This window comes from Mangrovimonas spongiae (assembly GCF_003944795.1).
In the GTDB taxonomy this organism is placed as follows: Bacteria; Bacteroidota; Bacteroidia; order Flavobacteriales; family Flavobacteriaceae; genus Mangrovimonas; species Mangrovimonas spongiae.
Genome location: NZ_RWBG01000001.1, coordinates 240,793 through 258,894 on the forward strand (window position 1 = coordinate 240,793; position 18,102 = coordinate 258,894).

Here is an 18,102-nt window from a genome sequence, read left to right on the forward strand (position 1 = left end):
GTCTACAACTTTAATTTTGATTGAGATACAAAAAGAAACATTACGATACTACTTAAAATAGTATACACATTATTGGTAAGCATTGGGTTTGTTATACAATACATTATGAATATAAAAAAAAGCGCGCCTAATAAGGTGCTTCCAGAACCAAAGCTTTTAAGGTATTTAAACGAATAAACAAACAGTGCTATAAAGATTAAAATTCCCATAAAGCCATATTCCCCAACAATAGATGCAATATTACTATCATAAATTCCTATTTCATTTTTAAAATAATACCTATTAGCCTGCCCATACAAACCATATACAGTATCATCAGACAATAAAGAGCCAAATGTTGCCGCTCCTGTACCAACGGGGAAATAGTCTATAAAAATCATCCCAGAAAGGTATACCATATTCCCTCTAATATAGTGGCTGTTTATATCTATTGTTTGGTGAATGTTCTCTACTATTGAATCAATTAAATTTGTATAAAAATATACATAGATTAATCCAAGAACTCCTGTTAAAACTCCGCCTAAAACTATTTTATAATTACTTTTAACAAACTCCCAATAAAAAACAAACAATAGTATTCCCACAACTAACAATGCTGTCCGAGAATCAGTTAACACAATAATGATAATTCCCAACAAAACTTTAGCCCAATCTTTAAGTCTTAAATGTATACCATAGCAATAGTTCCTGTTAAGTATATAGCCTATATAAAGCACCATGAGATATGCCAAATGGTTTGGGTGAGTAAAGAATCCTACATACCGTATATTAGGTCTTGCGAAAGTTGAAACTCCTATTAATTGGTTAAATTTACCTCCTAAAACTAAGTGTACTAAAAAGCCAAATGCTGCAAAACCGACAATAAGTAAAAAAAAACTATTCAACGTATCAAAGTTGCTTTTAAATAGCTCAATTAACGCTAATAATATGATAAAAAATTTAATCGTGATTAAAGTTTGTAAACTTATTGATAAAAAATTACCACTAACACCAAATACCAAGCTTACAATAATCGAGTAAATCGTAAATAACAAAATAAAGAAAAATATAGGCTTATATTTAGTTTTAAATAAAAACTTTGGCATTAGAATTATAAAAGCCATTAAAAAAATAATCTCATCTAAATATTCAAAAAGAGTCGTTTTAAACAACCAACCAAAAATCCCTTTAAACACGCTGAAAAAACAAAGTGTTAAAAATATTGGTCTTATAAGACCATAGATTGTTTTGTTAATTTTTATTGTTTCCAAGCTGCTAAATCCCTATTTAAAAGATTCTCTAATTCAATAACCTCATTTTTAAAATATACTTTTAACTTCATTATTTCTTCTGTATAGTCAGCAGCATGAACATCTTTTGAATTAACTTTCTTTGTATTCCATTCATTAAAAGCCCATCTTATTTTTGTACGCTTATGTAGGGGGAAAAATGGATCAATCAAATTATCTACTATAAATTTTCGTGCTTTACTTTTGTTAAAAAAAAGATTTTGAAAAAACTTATACCTAACTTCCCCTGTAGCATTTAAAGTTGTATAAGTAATTGGGTGTTTGTCACTAAGCTCTAAAAAATCAAAAATCTCATCCATAACAGATTCAGGACTTGACTTAACATCATCATATAATAAAACCAGAAGTTGATTTTTTGGAAAAATATTAAAAATAGCCTTTAATTGCTGCGCATACATACCGTGTGCCTTATAAGTAAAATCAAAATACGCTTGAAGGGAATTACGACTCCTTTCTTCTTCTCTATTTAATGCTTCTTTAAATGTAAGTTTTTCAATATTTAATTTTTTAAAATATTTATATGCAGATAAAGCCCTTTCAGATGGTTCTCGTAATACACAAATTAGTTTTGCCTTAGGATTGAAATCATAAATTTTTTTAATAGCCTTAACATCAAAAATATATTGCACATTACCTTGCAAGACTATTTTTTGATTATTAAACCCTTGTGTGTTATACTCCTCTTGCAAAGATTCTATTCCTTTATCAAAAAACTCTTCTTTAAGAAAAAAAGGATAATCCTTTAATGCGCTAGGGCCACACACACTGGGGTGTTGAGAAATCCAATTATAAACTGATGTTGTTGCAGACTTTTGAGCCCCTATAATAAAGGTATTTGGTTTAATTAAATTCATTAAAGTTTAAAATAACTTATTATGTTCTTTTTTCTTTTTAAATATATTGCACTATAAATATTCCAAAATGCCATACTTATAATTGTAGCAATGGCCGCACCAATAGCTCCATACTTAGGTGTTAATATAAAATTAAGTATTATATTTATTAAAAGAGCTATTAAAACAATGTTTTGATACACTTTTTGCAAACCTGTCATTTGCATGATTAACCCTACAGAGCCTGATAACGAATTAACCAACTGCCCAATGCAAAGTAAAAAAAGTAGTGTTGCTCCTGATATAAATTCAGGACCAAAAAGACCTAATAAAAAAGAATGTGTTAAAAAAATTAAAGTCACTACTATAACTGTAATAATAAAGTTTGTATTAGTGGCAAATTTAATCATCTCCTTGAGTTGTTTAACGTCACCTTCTTGATAAGATTTTGCAATTTTTGGTGCTAATATAGAGTTAATAGCTTGTAACGAAAAACTTGTTAACGCAGCTATTTTTAAAGCAACATTATATACTCCTATGGTATCATCGGTTTCGTAAATCCCTAAAACAAAGGTATCAGCCCAACCTAAAAACACAATAATAACACCCGATAACATCATGGGGAAGGCTTCTTTTATAAACTTCCAAGAATTAGCTTTTGAAGATAGCTCCAGACACTTAAATTGTTTAATGGCTAATACCATACTTACTATCGCTAACGCTAAAACACCATAAAAATGTGCTTTAATCGCAATTAATTCTTCGTCTTTACAGTATAAGAAAAACAATAATAGCGCTAATAACGTAGCTAAAAAACGTCCAGGGTTGTTAAAAAAGGCAAAAAGCGTGTTTTTTTTAAACGATCTAAACAAACCTGCACAAACTAATATTACTGTCCATAAAGGAATGGTTAATGCTGTCCAGAAAATATAGGGCTCTAATTGAGGTTTGTTAAACAATTTAACCGATATAGTACTTTTTAAAAGAAAAATAATTAAAGCCAAAATAGACGACAAAATAAATGCTTTACCAAGCACTTTTAAAAACAAGCCCGAGTCATCTTGGTTTTGAGTATTGGAAAAGTATGGTATTAAATTAACATCTATACCTAACCTGCCAAATATACTAATACACATAATTAACGTAAAACACAAAGACACCAAACCCACTTCACTTGCGCCATACTCTTTAGCAATAAAATAAGTAAAAAGATATCCTGCAAATAAGCCACCTACTCTAAGGACAAAAAAAGAAAATCCTTTATTAAGGATTTCTTTATTGTCATTATTTCTAAACAATTTTCTTACTTTTTGCTTTAGTTCCATAAGGTTATTTAAACAATGAATCCAGCAGCTTTTTTTTTGCTATTATTGCAGGATTATGTTTTCCATTAATTCTTTTTGTTGAAAACACAAATCCATTGTCCTCTAAAGTTAAAAACTTATTCGTGTTTAAAAACTTATTAAAATTTGCTTTGGTAACTAGTATGTTTTTATTACCGTAAGAGAACTCTATCCCATTAAACACTACTGTTTTCTCTTTTTTCCCTAAATGAATGAGTAAATTTCTTGTATTAACGTCGCTGCCTAAGTTGGCAACTATGCTTTCAAACCCTGACGAAGGAGGAACTGTTTCTCTTACTTGAATATTTTTCTTCTGAAATTCGTCTACTTTAATGTTGTTAAGTAGGATTTTAAATTCATCTTTAACGTTAGTTTTAAAGCCTAGCCTTACAATAAGTTCTTTGTTTTGTATTGGTTTAATATTAGTTTTAGGCTGTGCTTTTTCATTTTTACAAGAAAAAAATATTATTAAAAACAATGCTAAAACTATTTTTTTCATTTTATTATTTTTTAGATTTAAATTTTAAACAATCATCCCCGCAGCAACGGTCTCATTGGTAGTATCATCCACTAAAATAATGCTTCCTGTTGTACGGTTTTCACGATAAGCATCTATCATCAAAGGCTTTGTAGTACGTATTTTAACTTTAGCAATGTCGTTCATGGCCAAATTACTATCTTCATTGTTTCGATCTAAGGTATTGATATCATATTTATAAACCACTTCCTTAATCATCGCTTTTTGGTCGTTAGACGTGTGTTTAATCGTATATTTTGCTCTTGGCTTAGCTGGGCTGTTATTTAACCAACACAACATCACCTCAACATCTTGAGAAGGCTCTGGTTTGTTGTTGGAACGTACAATCATATCGCCACGGCTAATATCTATATCATCTTCTAACGTAATGGAAACCGACATTGGTGCGTAAGCTTCATCCAATTCTTTGTCGTGAAGGTTAATACTTTTTATTTTTGATGTAAACCCTGATGGCATAACCGTAACCTCATCACCTGTTCTTAAAATACCGCTAGCCACACGACCTGCATAACCTCTATAATCTATAAAACCGTCGCGTTGTGGTCTTATTACTGTTTGTACAGGAAAACGAGCGTCTACTTTGTTAATATCGCTGCTAATATGCATCGTTTCTAAAGTATGTAGCATTGGCGCACCTTGATACCAAGGCATGTTTTCCGATTTATTTACAACATTATCTCCTAATAACGCAGACATCGGTATAAATCGTACATCTTTCACCAATAACTTTGATGAAATTTCTTCAAACTCTGAAACAATATTATTGAAAACGTCTTCTGAAAAATCCACCAAATCCATTTTGTTTACACAAACAATAATGTGTGGAATTTGTAATAACGATGCAATAAAGGCGTGTCTTTTGGTTTGCTCAATAACACCATGACGCGCATCAATTAATATGGTTGCTACATTGGCTGTTGATGCTCCTGTGACCATATTTCGCGTATACTGAATATGTCCTGGTGTATCAGCAATAATAAATTTACGCTTTGGCGTGGTGAAATATCTATAAGCCACATCTATGGTAATCCCTTGCTCTCTTTCGTCTCTTAAACCGTCTGTGAATAGGGCTAAATCTACGCCATCATGACCTTTCTTTTTACTAGTGTTTTCTATGGATGCTAATTGATCTTCAAAAATAGATTTCGAATCGTATAGCAAACGCCCTATTAAGGTACTTTTTCCATCATCGACACTTCCTGCTGTTGTAAATCTTAAAAGTTGATTGTTGTCTATCATAATATGCTTTATGCTTTATGCTTTATGCTTTATGCTTTATGCTTTATGCTTTATGCTTTATGCTTTATGCTTTATGCTTTATGCAAAATTAATTTTTACAAAATATCATTTAACTTAATCTTTTTATTTTTATCAACTAAAAAATCGGATTAATTAGAACCTAGTGCATATAGCCTATTGCCTAAGGCTGAACACCTACAGCCTCTTACTTAACGTATATAACTTTCTTTTTATAACATTTATTTTTTCTGATAACACCTTAAATGTCTCATCAGAAACATAATCCAAATCCTTTGAAAGGATAAAAAAATACTCCAATTCGTGAGCAGAACCCAAACAAATTTGGATAAACCTATGAAATTCCTTATCGGTTTTTCTGCCACAACCTTCACTAAAATTAGAAGGAATACTATACGCTGCTCTTTGCATTTGAGAAATCACTTGATACTTTTCTTGATTGAGATAAGTCTGCGTCAAAGCATAAACCTCTAAGGTCAATTTATGACCTAACTCCCAAACTTCATATTTTCTGAAATCTCTCAATTTAATATCAATTTACAAATCGCCTACCGCCTATAGCATATGGTCTATTGCTTATAGCCTAAGGCTTACTGCTTGAAACTAAAAATACCCTTGACGCTTACGGTCTTCCATGGCTGATTCTGAACGCTTATCGTCGCTTCTATTACCACGTTCGGTATTACGCATTCCTGCAACTTCGGCAGCAATCTTCTCTAATGTATCCGCATCAGACTCTACGCCTCCTGTAATAGTAATATCTCCTAACGTTCTAAAGCGTATCTTTTTTGTAACGATTTCTTCATGGTCTTCCAATACCAAAAATTCAGAATTTGGAATCCATGACTCTTGCCTCCAAACTACTTCACGTTCGTGAGCAAAGTATAATGATGGAATAGCGATATTCTCACGTTTAATGTAGTTCCACACATCCATTTCGGTCCAGTTACTTATTGGAAAAGCTCTAAAGTGTTCGCCTTCAAAATGTTTTCCGTTAAAAATGTTCCATAACTCTGGACGTTGATTTTTAGGATCCCATTGTCCAAAATCGTCTCTATGAGAAAAGAAACGCTCTTTAGCTCTAGCTTTTTCCTCGTCACGACGTCCACCACCAATAGCACAATCTATTTTATTGGCTTCGATAGCGTCTAATAAGGTTGTAATCTGAAGTGCATTACGCGTAGCGTTTTTCCCTTTCTCTTCGGCAACTCGACCTTCGTCTATAGATTCTTGTACCGAACCTACAATAAGCTGTGCGCCTAATTCTTTAATGATGTTATCTCTAAATTCGATGGTTTCAGGAAAATTATGACCTGTATCCACGTGCATTAATGGAAATGGTATTTTAGCTGGATAAAAAGCTTTTTTAGCTAAATGTGTTACCAAAATGGAGTCTTTTCCTCCTGAAAATAAAATCACTGGGTTTTCAAATTGTGCCCAAACTTCACGTAAAACAAAAATGGCTTCACTCTCTAATTCATCTAAATAATTTAAATAATACTTACTCATCGTTACTCGACAATTTTGGTGTTATATATTCTACGATTCGTTGCGCTGCTGCTTCTACCGATTCGTGTTCTGTTTTTATTTCTATATCAGGGGTTTCTGGCGCTTCATAAGGCGCCGAAATTCCTGTCATGTTTTTAATTTCTCCTGCTCGTGCTTTTTTGTAAAGGCCTTTTACATCACGACGTTCACATTCTTCAACACTAGTGTTTATATAAACTTCAACAAAGTTAACATCTTTAACAATACTTCTAATGTTCTCGCGGTCTTTTTTATAAGGCGACACAAAAGCTGCAAGTGTCACTAAACCGGCATCAACCATTAAATGAGCTATTTCAGCAATTCTACGTATATTTTCGGTTCTATCTTCTGGAGCAAAGGTTAAGTCTTTATTAATTCCTTTTCTAATGTTATCACCATCAAGGGTATAGGTTTTTATGCCTTTTTGATGCAATTTTTGTTCAACAACATTAGCAATTGTGGATTTCCCAGAACCTGAAAGCCCTGTAAACCATAATAAAAAAGAGTTATGTCCATTTAAATCTTGGCGATCAGTAACAGATATTTGATAACTATGCGGAATGATGTTTTTTTTCATACGTCTTCGTTTTTTCTTTCTGACAGTCCAAAGTCTATTTTATACCAAACACGCTCATGTAGGTAATATAACACCATTTTTGTAATAACCTCTGCAAATCCTATTTTTAATGCTGACAAAGGGTCTCCAGAAATAATCCAAGCTAGTGTCATCGTATCTAAAGTGCCTACCAATCGCCATGTGATGGTTTTAGCTATATGACGCTTTCTACTTTCTAGTAAAACACCATCTTTAGATAGGTTTATTTTATACCAAACACGCTCATGAAGATAATATAAAACTGTTTTTGTGGTAACTTCAGCTAGGCCTATTTTTAAGCCAGCAAGTGGATTTCCAGTAATTATCCATGATAGAATAATGGTATCTAAAGTACCAACAATCCGCCAGGTAATGGTTTTTGCAATATGTCGTTTATAGGAAACATCTGCCATATTATTGACTTACCAAAAAGTAACTGTTTAGTAAATTCTCTTTGTTGTATTGAAGAGGTAGGTTGGTTTCTTTTGAAATGACCTGTAAGCCTACAGCATTACAAATGGCTTGTCCGGCGGCTGTATCCCATTCCATTGTTGGTGCATAACGCGGGTAAACATCGGCATTGCCTTCAGCTATCAAACAAAACTTTAAGGAGCTTCCTTTAGATACTATTTCAACATCTTTACCATTAGCTTTTAAGCTTTCTACAAAATCTAAAGTATCTTGATTCATATGCGAACGACTACCAACAACCTGAACGTTATTGGTGTTGTTTTGTTTAGGTTGTAAGGGTTCGGCTAAATCCAATATGGTTTCAACAGTAACATCATGTGACTCTAAATTTGCCTTGAACGCTTGGTTTTTTTCTACATCAGCAAAGTAGATGGTTTTTACTGCTGGCACGTAAATAACGCCTAAAACAGGTTTTCCATTTGTTACTAGTGCAATGTTCACCGTGAACTCGCCATTTCGCTTTATAAATTCTTTGGTACCATCTACAGGATCTACAACCCAACACGTATCCCAAGTTTTTCTAACAGCGTAATCTGTTTGTTTATTTTCCTCTGAAATAATAGGAATTTCAGTTGGTATTAAAAACGAATTAATAACATCGTTTGCACGTTTATCGGCTTCTGTTAAGGGCGATTTATCGTCTTTCAGTTCTACATCAAAAGCGGTGTCATACACTTTCATGATGACTTGTCCTGCTTGCAATGAGGCTTTTATTGCTGTTTCTAAAAATCTATTCATCTTTTTATCAGCTAAATACTTTTTTGTAAATATTTATAAGGTTTTTGTTTTCGTGCTCCCAAGAAAGCTCATTTAAAACTCTATTATAGCCATAAGTTCCCATTTTTTCTCTTTGCTCTTGATTATCTAGAAGTTCTATTATCTTTTCCGCAAAATCTATGGGGTCAGTATTTTTTGCATAAAGAGATGCTTCTTTGGCAGAAAACTTTCCTTCTTTTAATGTGTATTGAACAATTGGCTTCTTTAAAGCCATATATTCCATAATTTTGTTCATAGTTGACAAATCATTCATCGCAGTTGGTTTGTCTGGGTTTACACAAACATCAGCAGTGTTTAAGACCTGTAACATTGTTTTATCATCTACACGACCGTAAAAATCAAAATGGTCTGATAAATTCATTTGGTTACAGAGTTCTTTTATTTCTTCCAAATGTGTTCCTCCACCAACAATACCAAAGTGAACATCGTCTCTTTTAGTTAAAATATGTTTTGCAGATTCCAGCAATAAGTCGAGTCCTTCTTGTTCACCTATAACTCCTATATAACCAATTAAATATTTTTTTCCTTTCTTTAATTTATTTACTGGATCTATTAGTTTCAGGCGTTCTAACTTAGGCCCGCTTCTTACAACCTGTACCTTGTCTGGACGCATACCGCCTCGTTCTATGGCTATTTTTTTGTAGGACTCGTTAGTGGCTATTGAATAGTTAGCGGTTTTGAACGTTAATTTTTCAAATAATATCATCAAATTATAGAAAAATCCCTTTTTCTCAAATTTTGAAATATATAGTTCAGGATTAATGTCATGATGATCAAAAACATATTTAACACCAAAAGGTTTAAAAAACAAAGCTGTTAGGAATATTAAATCTGGTGGATTGCAACCATGAATAACATGGAACTTTTTTTTGAAAAAAATTTTCCAACTCAATACAAACTCCCAGAAAATAGCTTGAGAATACTCTACTAAGTAGCCTAATGCACCCTTACCCTCTTTTAAGGGGTGCCTGTAAATCTCTATATCTTCTATTACTTCATAGGTTTTTTCGTAACCTTTCATTTTAGGACAGATAATAGAAACTTTAGCTCCATGATCTTTAAGTGTTGTTGCTTCTTGCCATACACGTCTATCAAATGGAGCAGGAAGGTTTTCTATGACTACAAGTATGTGTTTACCAACAAATTCCAATATAATTATCTTTTGAGGTTTTTTCTTTATCTACTCTTACCAAATCTATTATTATTTTTTCTGAAGGGATTTTTGGTAATAACTTGCCAAACTCCTTGGCACCATTACCAATAACCAATACATCTGAAGCCTCAATAACATTATTTACATCTTCTTTTAATAGTTTATAAATGTGTGGTATATGGTTGTTTATATATTCCTTATTCTTACCAAGTAATGAGGATAGGTGTACATTGCTATCATAAACGCTTAAGTCATATCCTTTTCCAATTAGGGTTTCTATAACCGTTACTATTGGACTCTCTCTCAAATCATCTGTGCCAGACTTGAAAGCAAATCCTAAAAAGCCAATTTTCCTTTTCCCAGTGTTATAAATCAGCTTTAAGCCTCTGTCTATTTGATAAAAATTGCTTTTCATTAAACTAGATAACAATGGTGTTTTTAAATCGTGGGATTTTGCAATTTGTGTTAACCCTCTTACGTCTTTTGGTAAACAAGATCCACCAAAAGCAAATCCAGGCTTCAAATAATAGGAGGATAAATTAAGCTTTGTGTCTTTGGCAACAATATCCATAACTACGTGACCATCAACCTCATTTTCTTTACAAATATTACCAATTTCGTTGGCAAATGCTATTTTCATAGCGTGGAAGTTGTTATTTGCATACTTTATCATTTCAGCTTCCTCAGGTCTTATTTGATAGACAGGCGCTTCAATTGAACTGTATAAATCCGTCATTACTACTCTACTTTTGTCACTGTAAGTTCCTATTATTGTATATGGTGGATTTACAAAGTCATACATTGCTGTTCCCTCTCTTAAAAATTCAGGATTAGACACAACTCCAAAATCTTCATTGTGTTTTTTCCCAGATATATCCTCTATGATCTCCTTACAGGTTTTAAGAGTTCCTACTTTAACAGTGCTTCTTATTACTATCGTGTGAAAAGATTTTTTTTCTTTTATCACTTCTGCGATTTGTTTTGCAACTTCATAAATGTAAGCTAGGTTTATTGCACCATTCGATAAACTGGGTGTCCCAACGCAAACAAAGGAAATATCTGAATCTAATACGGCTTGTTTATAATCTTTTGTTGCATATAACAAACCATTATTAACTGATTTGGTTATCTGCTCCTCGAGGCCTTCCTCTATAATTGTTGACTTACCATTATTAACCAAATCAACTTTGGTGCTTTCTACATCTACGCCAATAACCTTGTGTCCATCTCTTGAAAAACAGGCGCTACATACCACACCTACATATCCTAATCCAAATACGCTAATGTTCATTATCTATATACTATATAATTAAATATTCTTGTGAAATAATCCTTAATCGATTTTTTTATTTTTTTATCTGAAGTTTGTAAAGTTAAGGTTTCTTTTAATCTAATTCTATTTCCATCAAATAAATAACCTGTCTTTAGCGGTTCTTTGTTAGCAATTTTTTTGACTAATTCAGAACAATCAATGTTTAAATCGTCTCCTAACCTATTTAAGGTTTTCTCAGGTGAGTTTATCAAATCTTTATATTTTATGGTGCAAACCTTATGCCCTCTTTTTTTAAGAATATTAATGGTAATTCCACATAAGATATTAACAATAAAATAATACAAATTAGCCATAAAAAACCCTTTTGATGGTTGTTCTAAATCCTTTTTTTGAAATGATCTTACAACTTTAACAGGGTCTTTCTTTAAATATATATACTTAACTATATAAGATTTTTCTTCTAAATAGTTAGAAATATTTAGCGCCCTTGAAGGGTATTTTGATGACTCAATTAAAGTTTTATGATTAACAATCTCATCTAAAACCTCATATTGTTTGTTTAGTAACTGTACATAATAACTATCACTTTTTTTAAAAAAACTCTTAAAAAAGGCTGTATGATATTCATTGTTTTGAAATAATTGGTCTAATTCTCTCAAATCTGTAAATCCTTTATTTATTAATTTACACCTTAGGTTAGACCAAAATTCATAAACTGCAGAATTTTTTTTCCTCTTTGGAGGGTAGCCGTTACGCTTAAAAAACCTATTAACTTCGCCTAAACTAATTGAATTTTCTAGGTTTCCAAGCATAATATCAACTAAAGTAGTACCGCTTCTTCCTGCTCCTACTATGTAGATTAAAGTTTTTTTCATTATGCATTAATGGAGCACAAAATTACCATTAATATTCGCTTAATCAAGAAGATTGAATAAAAAACGTCTTAATTGTATATACGTTATGGATACGCCGTAGATTCCCCGTAGATAGTCCGTATAAGTAAGCGATTTTTCCTACAAAATTACAGCTTATATCATAAGCATTTTTTGAAGACTATCTTTCCAATGAGATAATTTATACCTAAAAGTCTCCTCGACTTTTTTAGTACTTAGCACACTATATTTAGGTCTGACGGCTTTTGTGGGAAATTCTGAGGATGTTATTGGAGTAATTTTTACATGCGATTGAGATAATTCTTTAATCTGTTTGGCAAATCTAAACCAAGTTGTTTCTCCTAGGTTACTAAAGTGATAAACACCATAATTGGTAGGTTGACTTGAAATAATATTATAAATAAACTTAGCTAAATCGCCTGCATAAGTTGGAGAGCCTCCTTGATCATCAACAACATTTAAAGCGTCCTTTTCTTTAAATAAACGCAACATGGTTTTTACAAAATTATGGCCATATCCCGAGTACAACCATGAAGTTCGTATTATAAAATAACGGTCTAGAATATCTTGTAAAAATGTTTCACCAGCTAATTTTGATTCGCCGTATACATTAATAGGGTTTGGTGTATCTATTTCTTTATATGGTGTTCTTTTTTTACCATCAAACACAAAATCGGTAGAAATATGAATAAGTGTAGTGTTATGGGCTTTACAAACCTCTGCGATATTTTTTACACCTTCAGCATTGACTTTAAACGCTAATTCTTGATGCTCTTCGGCTGCATCTACAGCGGTATAAGCGGCACAATTAACGCAAAATTCAAAGTTTCCAGTTTGAAATACATTTTTAAGTTGATCTGTATTGGTAATATCTAAATCTGAAGAACCTAAAAACACAAACGTTATTGAAGATGGTTTTTCTTGAGTCACAACATCTTGTAAACATTGGCCTAACTGACCGTGACTACCTGTTACTAAAACATTCATTGTAAATAAGATTCCAAAGTTGGTAAATGAGTATCTTTGTCTGAAAGCACAATATCTTCACTTGAGAGTCGCCAATCTATATTTAAGCTCTTATCGTCGTATTTTATACCCCTTTCTGAAGTCTTATTATAATAATTATCGCATTTATAACTAAAAATAGTAGCGTCTTCTAAAACCACAAAACCATGAGCAAAACCTCTTGGGACAAAAAGTTGCTTTCTATTTTTGGCCGATAGTTCTATTGAAAAATGCTGCTTAAAAGTTGGCGAGTCTGGACGTAAATCAACACAAACATCTAAAACACGTCCCTGAAGAACACGAACTAGCTTAGCTTGAGCATGATCTCCAATTTGAAAATGTAAACCTCTTAAAACACCTTTGTTGGATTTAGATTGATTATCTTGAACAAACGACATATTTAAACTTGTTAGTCTTTTAAATGTTTCCTTATTAAAACTTTCAAAAAAATAACCTCTCTCATCTTCAAAGACTTGAGGTGTTAAGACAAAGCATCCTTTTAAGTAAGTTTCTTTTGCAGTCATGCTTATTTCAAGTTAAGTAAGTAATTACCATAACCACTTTTTAACAATGGCTGAGCTAGTTTTAATAATTGAGCTTTATCAATATAATTCATGGTATAAGCAACTTCTTCTATACAACCTATTTTTTGTCCTTGACGCTCTTCAATAACCTGAACAAATTGCGAAGCTTGCATTAAAGAATTAAACGTTCCTGTGTCTAACCAAGCGGTTCCTTTATCTAATATTTGAACATTTAGTTTGCCTTGTTCTAAATAGGCTTTATTCACATCGGTTATTTCCAACTCTCCTCTTGCACTTGGAGTAATTTTCTTAGCTATATTTACCACACTATTATCGTAAAAATAAATACCTGGAACGGCGTAATTGGATTTTGGGTGTTCTGGCTTTTCCTCTATAGAAATGGCTTTATTCGTTTCGTCAAACACTACAACGCCATAGCGCTTCGGGTCTTGAACATGATACGCAAATATAACACCTCCTTTGGGGTTTATGTTGGCATGCAAAGTTTGTTGTAAACCCGAACCATAAAAAATATTATCGCCTAAAATTAAAGCTACAGAATCATCGCCGATAAAATCTTCACCAATAATAAACGCTTCTGCCAACCCATTTGGTTGTTCTTGCACAGCATATTCAAAACGGCAACCGTAATCGCTTCCATCACCTAAAAGCGCTTTAAATCTTGGAGTGTCTTTAGAGGTTGAAATAATAAGAATTTCGTTTATCCCAGAAGAAAGCAGGGTTGTTAGCGGGTAATAAATCATAGGTTTATCGTACACTGGCATAAGTTGCTTACTAACTACTTTGGTAAGCGGATGTAATCGTGTTCCCGAACCTCCAGCTAATATAATTCCTTTCATATAACCTGATATTTTTCAAGATACCAAGTTACGGTTTTTTTAATACCTGATTCAAAATTTTCATCGGCTTTCCATCCTAATTCTTGCTCGATTTTTGAAGCGTCAATAGCATACCGAAAATCATGGCCAGGTCTATCCTTTACAAACGTAATCAGTGCTTTATAAGATGTTGTCCTAGGAAGAATGTCGTCTAAAATCTCACATATTGTATTGGCGATATATAAATTATCACGCTCATTATTGCCGCCAATATTGTATGTCTCTCCCGCTTTCCCTTTTTGAAAAGCTAAATCAATTCCTTTACAATGATCTAAAACATATAACCAATCTCTAATATTTTTACCATCGCCATAAATAGGTATTGGTTCGTTATTAATCGCCTTTCTAATAATGGTTGGAATAAACTTTTCGTCATGTTGCTTTGGCCCATAGTTATTAGAGCAATTTGTCGTCACAACATTTAAACCATAAGTGTGAAAATAGCTACGTACTAAAAAGTCTGACGATGCTTTTGAAGCGCTATATGGACTATTAGGAGCATAGGCTGTAGTTTCGGTAAAAAGCCCTGTTTTTCCTAATGTGCCATAAACCTCATCTGTTGAAATATGATGAAAACGGCTATTCTTATATGCTTGCTTTACTTGATTTGGATCATTTAACCAATGGTTTTTAGCGGCCTCTAGTAAATTAAATGTTCCTAAAACATTTGTTGTAATAAACTCAGTTGGTTTTTCTATAGAATTATCTACATGCGATTCTGCAGCAAAATGAATAACATCGGTTATATTATAGTCTTTAAAAAGAGATGTTACAAGGGATTTATCACATATATCTCCTTTTATAAAAGTATAATTTGATTTATTTTTTACCTCTTCTAAATTAGCAAGCTCACCTGCATAGGTGAGCTTGTCTAAATTTATAATTTTAATTTCGGGATAAGTATCTAAATAATAACTTATAAAGTTAGAACCAATAAACCCAGCGCCTCCTGTTATTAAAATAGTTTTATTCATATGATAAAACGTATTTGGTTAGTCTTCTAATTAAATAAACCAAACACAATAAAACGAATGCTAAGGCAGGGAATATTAATACATACCTATTCCATATACTTGTATATTTAGCCCCTACATCTTGAAAGCTAGACAGTGTGTCAAAGAAAACATCTTCCTCGACTTTTTGAGCATCTAACTTTGCTAAAGCTTTTCTAAGCTTATTTTCTTCCTCTAAAAGTTCATACTCACGGGTTTTAGTTTTTTCTTGAATAAACGACATCCCATCTTTAGTAGTATAAGACCCTTGTTTACTTTTGGACTCCTCCTCCATAACGCTTAAATAAACTTTTTGTAAAGAGTCTACGTCCTTCAACGATGCAAGTATTTGCCTTCTATCTATAGCTATTAAAGAATCGCGTTTCTGCATTTTCTTTACAGAGTATGTATTTGTAAACGTTGAATTTAAACCTTCCTCTAAAGATCTAAAGATATCTTTTTTAAAAGACTTAACATTTATTTCAAAAATATCACCTGAATATATACTTCGATTTTCTAAAAACTCCTCAAAATCAACCTCTTGAGCAAGAATACTATCCAAGCCTTTTAAAAACTTATCATATTGGACTAATTGATCATTTTCATTTTCTGGACCAGGATGAATTTCAAAACCAATAATTTGTTTTGCTTCATCTTCATTTATATCAAAAAGAGCTGTGAGTTGGTTATAGTCTCTTTCACCAATTAAGGCATTATAATAATTAATATTTGTAACCAACTGGAACTTAGAATCAAAATAAGGTTTAACTAGCATTTGAGACTCGTAAACATCTTTCTGAGTTCTTTGTAAAACAAACCCTATAATTGCAGCTAATATCATGACTATTGCAATAAGCTTGAAGTTTTTAAATACAGCTTGTAAAGCATAAATAAATACCGAAAAAATAGCCTTGAAAATAGATCCAATAAAATTAAACAGCCTAGTAAATAAATTACCAATCATATTAAATAATTGGCCTAAATCTACCTCCTCAGAGTTTTGCTGTTGTTGTGGTAATTTATCACTCATATTTTTAATTAAATATCTGTTTTAAAATTTGTCTTGTAATTAGATAGGTTGGTTTTACACCAGAGGTGCCTAAACCACCAGAGGCTAATGTGCTTCCTGTCTCTAAGGGGTTATCACTAGCATAATAAGCATATCTTACTTTTACATCGTCTTTGATATTCCCTCTAACGCGCGAGGCCGCTTGTATGGCTTTTTGGTAATGTGCACCTTCCATTTCCAAACCTATAACATTCCACGTGGAATTGTAAAAGAATTTTAAAATCTCTTTATTTTGTAATGAGGTCCCTAAAACGGTTATCATAGCGCCTTCGTACACAGCAATACCTTGGTTTTCTAAATCGGTTTTAGATAACTCATTTTTAAAGGGATAATTATCTGCAGTACCTTCAAAAATGTGTGCCGATGGAATCATAATATCACCTTTACCGCCTTCTAAAATTCCTGCTTTGCCCATAATAGAGATAGACTCTACATTTAAATGAGCGTTATTTCCATTAATTTTAATAGGCTTTAGCAATTCATCCATAGTTTCGTAAGCTTGCTCACCAAACGCATAATCCATAACAAAAATCACAGGCTGTTCTTTTGATTTTGAATTAGATGTGACTTCTAAATCGGTTTTTGCTAAATCTATCTTAGACGTATCAAAAATTTGTACGTCAATATTAGTTCCTGAGTGATCTGGTATGTATATCATACCATTCTGCAACGCTAGTTTTTCTACTTTATTGCGTAAAGCTTTATTTTTACCTTGGCTTAAGTCTTCATAAACTTCAAAAATAGATTTTTTGCTAAGTTCAGATTTCAAAGCTATTGGTGCAAAAAGCGAATTCATAACACTGTGCATATTAGCACTTATTATATGAATAGGTTTTTCTAGTAAACCATGCTTTTCTAATACTTGCTTAATGTTATCTGCCCAAATTTCGCCATGAATATGATGTCCTAAACGCTCTCTTAATACGGGACTAAAGGTTACCGTTCTTTTATTACTGTTCACCTGTTCTTCTATGGCTAGTTTACCTAACCAATAAACAATATGAAGTAACCGCTCTGGTTGTGTTGGCGTAGCAAAGTCACTATAAACTTGGGTAAGTTCACTAAAGGTCCTTCCTAAAATATTGGCCGTGTGTGTTATCGCTATTTCACGTTCTTTTTGAGTGAGCTTTTTTGTGGATAAAACCGCCTTCTCTAGCTTAATCCAATCTCTGGTTGTTGTACCTTGTTCATCTATTAAAACACGGTTACTTATTTTATGAGACTCTACAAACAAAAACGTAAGATGCGTTAAAATATCGTAAATTTCAGATCGTCCTCTTGTTACCTCAATATTCATTTGTTCTTCATCAATACGGTAACAATTACGTCTTCTTTTAGGGGGAATAATGGGTTTAAAATGGGAACTTCCGTAACCTTCGTCACTAGTAAGGTTAATGTAGGTACATTCTTCAATACCTTGTGGTAATCTATCTATAACGTATAAAAGACCTTCTAATTCGGCTTTTTCTTCGGCTACAGAACCATAAATTTCTGGACGTAGTAGTAGTAATGCTTCACGTAACGTTTCGCCAGAAACGCCCATAGGTTTATAAAAGCCTCTATTAAACAAATGGCGCATAGTAATATACATGCGCTCTATGGCATTTGAACTTTCTTGAGCTCGTGTTCTTCCTTGATGTTTTCCTTTATTCATATAACTTGTT

The 18,102-nt window shown here is 32.6% G+C and carries 19 protein-coding genes; all 19 read right to left on the minus strand.

The annotated features are described in order from the left end of the window. Positions 1-2: 2 nt before the first annotated feature. Complete coding sequence (locus tag EJA19_RS01145; protein ID WP_125466505.1) at positions 3-1,250, minus strand: O-antigen ligase family protein; 1,248 nt, start codon at positions 1,248-1,250, stop codon at positions 3-5. Continuing rightward, positions 1,238-2,143, minus strand: a complete 906-nt coding sequence (locus tag EJA19_RS01150) for a sulfotransferase family protein (RefSeq protein ID WP_125466506.1) — start codon at positions 2,141-2,143, stop codon at positions 1,238-1,240. Before EJA19_RS01150 ends, EJA19_RS01145 begins: the two co-directional genes overlap by 13 nt. Further along, positions 2,143-3,447: an oligosaccharide flippase family protein gene (locus EJA19_RS01155; RefSeq protein WP_125466507.1), complete on the minus strand. Its 1,305-nt coding sequence runs from the start codon at positions 3,445-3,447 to the stop codon at positions 2,143-2,145. Before EJA19_RS01155 ends, EJA19_RS01150 begins: the two co-directional genes overlap by 1 nt. Positions 3,448-3,451: 4 nt before the next feature. After that, the gene (locus tag EJA19_RS01160) at positions 3,452-3,964 is read right to left on the minus strand and encodes a hypothetical protein (protein ID WP_125466508.1); all 513 of its coding nucleotides are present in this window, start codon (positions 3,962-3,964) and stop codon (positions 3,452-3,454) included. Positions 3,965-3,988: 24 nt separating this feature from the next. Continuing rightward, a complete protein-coding gene (cysN, locus tag EJA19_RS01165; RefSeq protein WP_240640206.1) occupies positions 3,989-5,245 on the minus strand; it encodes a sulfate adenylyltransferase subunit CysN in 1,257 nt (418 codons plus the stop codon). Between the two features lie 192 nt (positions 5,246-5,437). Continuing rightward, complete coding sequence (locus EJA19_RS01170) at positions 5,438-5,785, minus strand: four helix bundle protein (RefSeq protein ID WP_125466510.1); 348 nt, start codon at positions 5,783-5,785, stop codon at positions 5,438-5,440. A gap of 78 nt (positions 5,786-5,863) precedes the next feature. Further along, positions 5,864-6,769: a sulfate adenylyltransferase subunit CysD gene (cysD, locus tag EJA19_RS01175; protein ID WP_125466511.1), complete on the minus strand. Its 906-nt coding sequence runs from the start codon at positions 6,767-6,769 to the stop codon at positions 5,864-5,866. Beyond that, positions 6,762-7,364: an adenylyl-sulfate kinase gene (cysC, locus tag EJA19_RS01180; protein WP_125466512.1), complete on the minus strand. Its 603-nt coding sequence runs from the start codon at positions 7,362-7,364 to the stop codon at positions 6,762-6,764. Before cysC ends, cysD begins: the two co-directional genes overlap by 8 nt. Then, a complete protein-coding gene (locus EJA19_RS01185; RefSeq protein WP_125466513.1) occupies positions 7,361-7,795 on the minus strand; it encodes a DUF2061 domain-containing protein in 435 nt (144 codons plus the stop codon). Before EJA19_RS01185 ends, cysC begins: the two co-directional genes overlap by 4 nt. A 1-nt stretch (position 7,796) precedes the next feature. After that, positions 7,797-8,591 (minus strand): 3'(2'),5'-bisphosphate nucleotidase CysQ, encoded by a 795-nt coding sequence (cysQ, locus tag EJA19_RS01190; protein ID WP_125466514.1) that lies wholly within the window; start codon positions 8,589-8,591, stop codon positions 7,797-7,799. Between the two features lie 7 nt (positions 8,592-8,598). After that, positions 8,599-9,780 (minus strand): glycosyltransferase family 4 protein, encoded by a 1,182-nt coding sequence (locus EJA19_RS01195; protein ID WP_125466515.1) that lies wholly within the window; start codon positions 9,778-9,780, stop codon positions 8,599-8,601. Further along, positions 9,764-11,074 carry a nucleotide sugar dehydrogenase gene (locus tag EJA19_RS01200; protein WP_125466516.1) on the minus strand — a complete coding sequence of 437 codons (1,311 nt, stop codon included), beginning with the start codon at positions 11,072-11,074 and terminating at the stop codon, positions 9,764-9,766. Before EJA19_RS01200 ends, EJA19_RS01195 begins: the two co-directional genes overlap by 17 nt. Next, complete coding sequence (locus EJA19_RS01205; RefSeq protein ID WP_125466517.1) at positions 11,074-11,931, minus strand: sulfotransferase; 858 nt, start codon at positions 11,929-11,931, stop codon at positions 11,074-11,076. The genes EJA19_RS01200 and EJA19_RS01205 overlap by 1 nt, the downstream gene beginning before the upstream one ends. Positions 11,932-12,084: 153 nt before the next feature. Further along, complete coding sequence (gene rfbD, locus EJA19_RS01210; protein WP_125466518.1) at positions 12,085-12,936, minus strand: dTDP-4-dehydrorhamnose reductase; 852 nt, start codon at positions 12,934-12,936, stop codon at positions 12,085-12,087. After that, entirely contained in the window at positions 12,933-13,478 is a 546-nt protein-coding gene (gene rfbC, locus EJA19_RS01215) for a dTDP-4-dehydrorhamnose 3,5-epimerase (RefSeq protein ID WP_125466519.1), read from the minus strand. The genes rfbD and rfbC overlap by 4 nt, the downstream gene beginning before the upstream one ends. A 2-nt stretch (positions 13,479-13,480) precedes the next feature. Then, the gene (gene rfbA / locus EJA19_RS01220; RefSeq protein ID WP_125466520.1) at positions 13,481-14,338 is read right to left on the minus strand and encodes a glucose-1-phosphate thymidylyltransferase RfbA; all 858 of its coding nucleotides are present in this window, start codon (positions 14,336-14,338) and stop codon (positions 13,481-13,483) included. Beyond that, complete coding sequence (gene rfbB / locus EJA19_RS01225) at positions 14,335-15,351, minus strand: dTDP-glucose 4,6-dehydratase (RefSeq protein ID WP_125466521.1); 1,017 nt, start codon at positions 15,349-15,351, stop codon at positions 14,335-14,337. Before rfbB ends, rfbA begins: the two co-directional genes overlap by 4 nt. Then, a complete protein-coding gene (locus EJA19_RS01230) occupies positions 15,344-16,399 on the minus strand; it encodes a YveK family protein (protein ID WP_125466522.1) in 1,056 nt (351 codons plus the stop codon). The genes rfbB and EJA19_RS01230 overlap by 8 nt, the downstream gene beginning before the upstream one ends. 4 nt (positions 16,400-16,403) lie before the next feature. Beyond that, positions 16,404-18,092, minus strand: coding sequence for a DUF6909 family protein (locus EJA19_RS01235; RefSeq protein WP_125466523.1), 1,689 nt, complete (start codon positions 18,090-18,092; stop codon positions 16,404-16,406). Positions 18,093-18,102 lie beyond the last annotated feature (10 nt).

Coding starts and splice junctions, on each gene's coding strand:
- cysD (WP_125466511.1), bottom strand. CDS start 6,769: ATGAGTAAGTATTATTTAAATTATTTAGATGAATTAGAGAGTGAAGCC.
- rfbA (WP_125466520.1), bottom strand. CDS start 14,338: ATGAAAGGAATTATATTAGCTGGAGGTTCGGGAACACGATTACATCCG.
- cysQ (WP_125466514.1), bottom strand. CDS start 8,591: ATGAATAGATTTTTAGAAACAGCAATAAAAGCCTCATTGCAAGCAGGA.
- rfbC (WP_125466519.1), bottom strand. CDS start 13,478: ATGACTGCAAAAGAAACTTACTTAAAAGGATGCTTTGTCTTAACACCT.
- EJA19_RS01235 (WP_125466523.1), bottom strand. CDS start 18,092: ATGAATAAAGGAAAACATCAAGGAAGAACACGAGCTCAAGAAAGTTCA.
- rfbD (WP_125466518.1), bottom strand. CDS start 12,936: ATGAATGTTTTAGTAACAGGTAGTCACGGTCAGTTAGGCCAATGTTTA.
- cysC (WP_125466512.1), bottom strand. CDS start 7,364: ATGAAAAAAAACATCATTCCGCATAGTTATCAAATATCTGTTACTGAT.
- EJA19_RS01155 (WP_125466507.1), bottom strand. CDS start 3,447: ATGGAACTAAAGCAAAAAGTAAGAAAATTGTTTAGAAATAATGACAAT.
- EJA19_RS01230 (WP_125466522.1), bottom strand. CDS start 16,399: ATGAGTGATAAATTACCACAACAACAGCAAAACTCTGAGGAGGTAGAT.
- EJA19_RS01150 (WP_125466506.1), bottom strand. CDS start 2,143: ATGAATTTAATTAAACCAAATACCTTTATTATAGGGGCTCAAAAGTCT.
- rfbB (WP_125466521.1), bottom strand. CDS start 15,351: ATGAATAAAACTATTTTAATAACAGGAGGCGCTGGGTTTATTGGTTCT.
- EJA19_RS01200 (WP_125466516.1), bottom strand. CDS start 11,074: ATGAACATTAGCGTATTTGGATTAGGATATGTAGGTGTGGTATGTAGC.
- EJA19_RS01160 (WP_125466508.1), bottom strand. CDS start 3,964: ATGAAAAAAATAGTTTTAGCATTGTTTTTAATAATATTTTTTTCTTGT.
- EJA19_RS01185 (WP_125466513.1), bottom strand. CDS start 7,795: ATGGCAGATGTTTCCTATAAACGACATATTGCAAAAACCATTACCTGG.
- EJA19_RS01205 (WP_125466517.1), bottom strand. CDS start 11,931: ATGAAAAAAACTTTAATCTACATAGTAGGAGCAGGAAGAAGCGGTACT.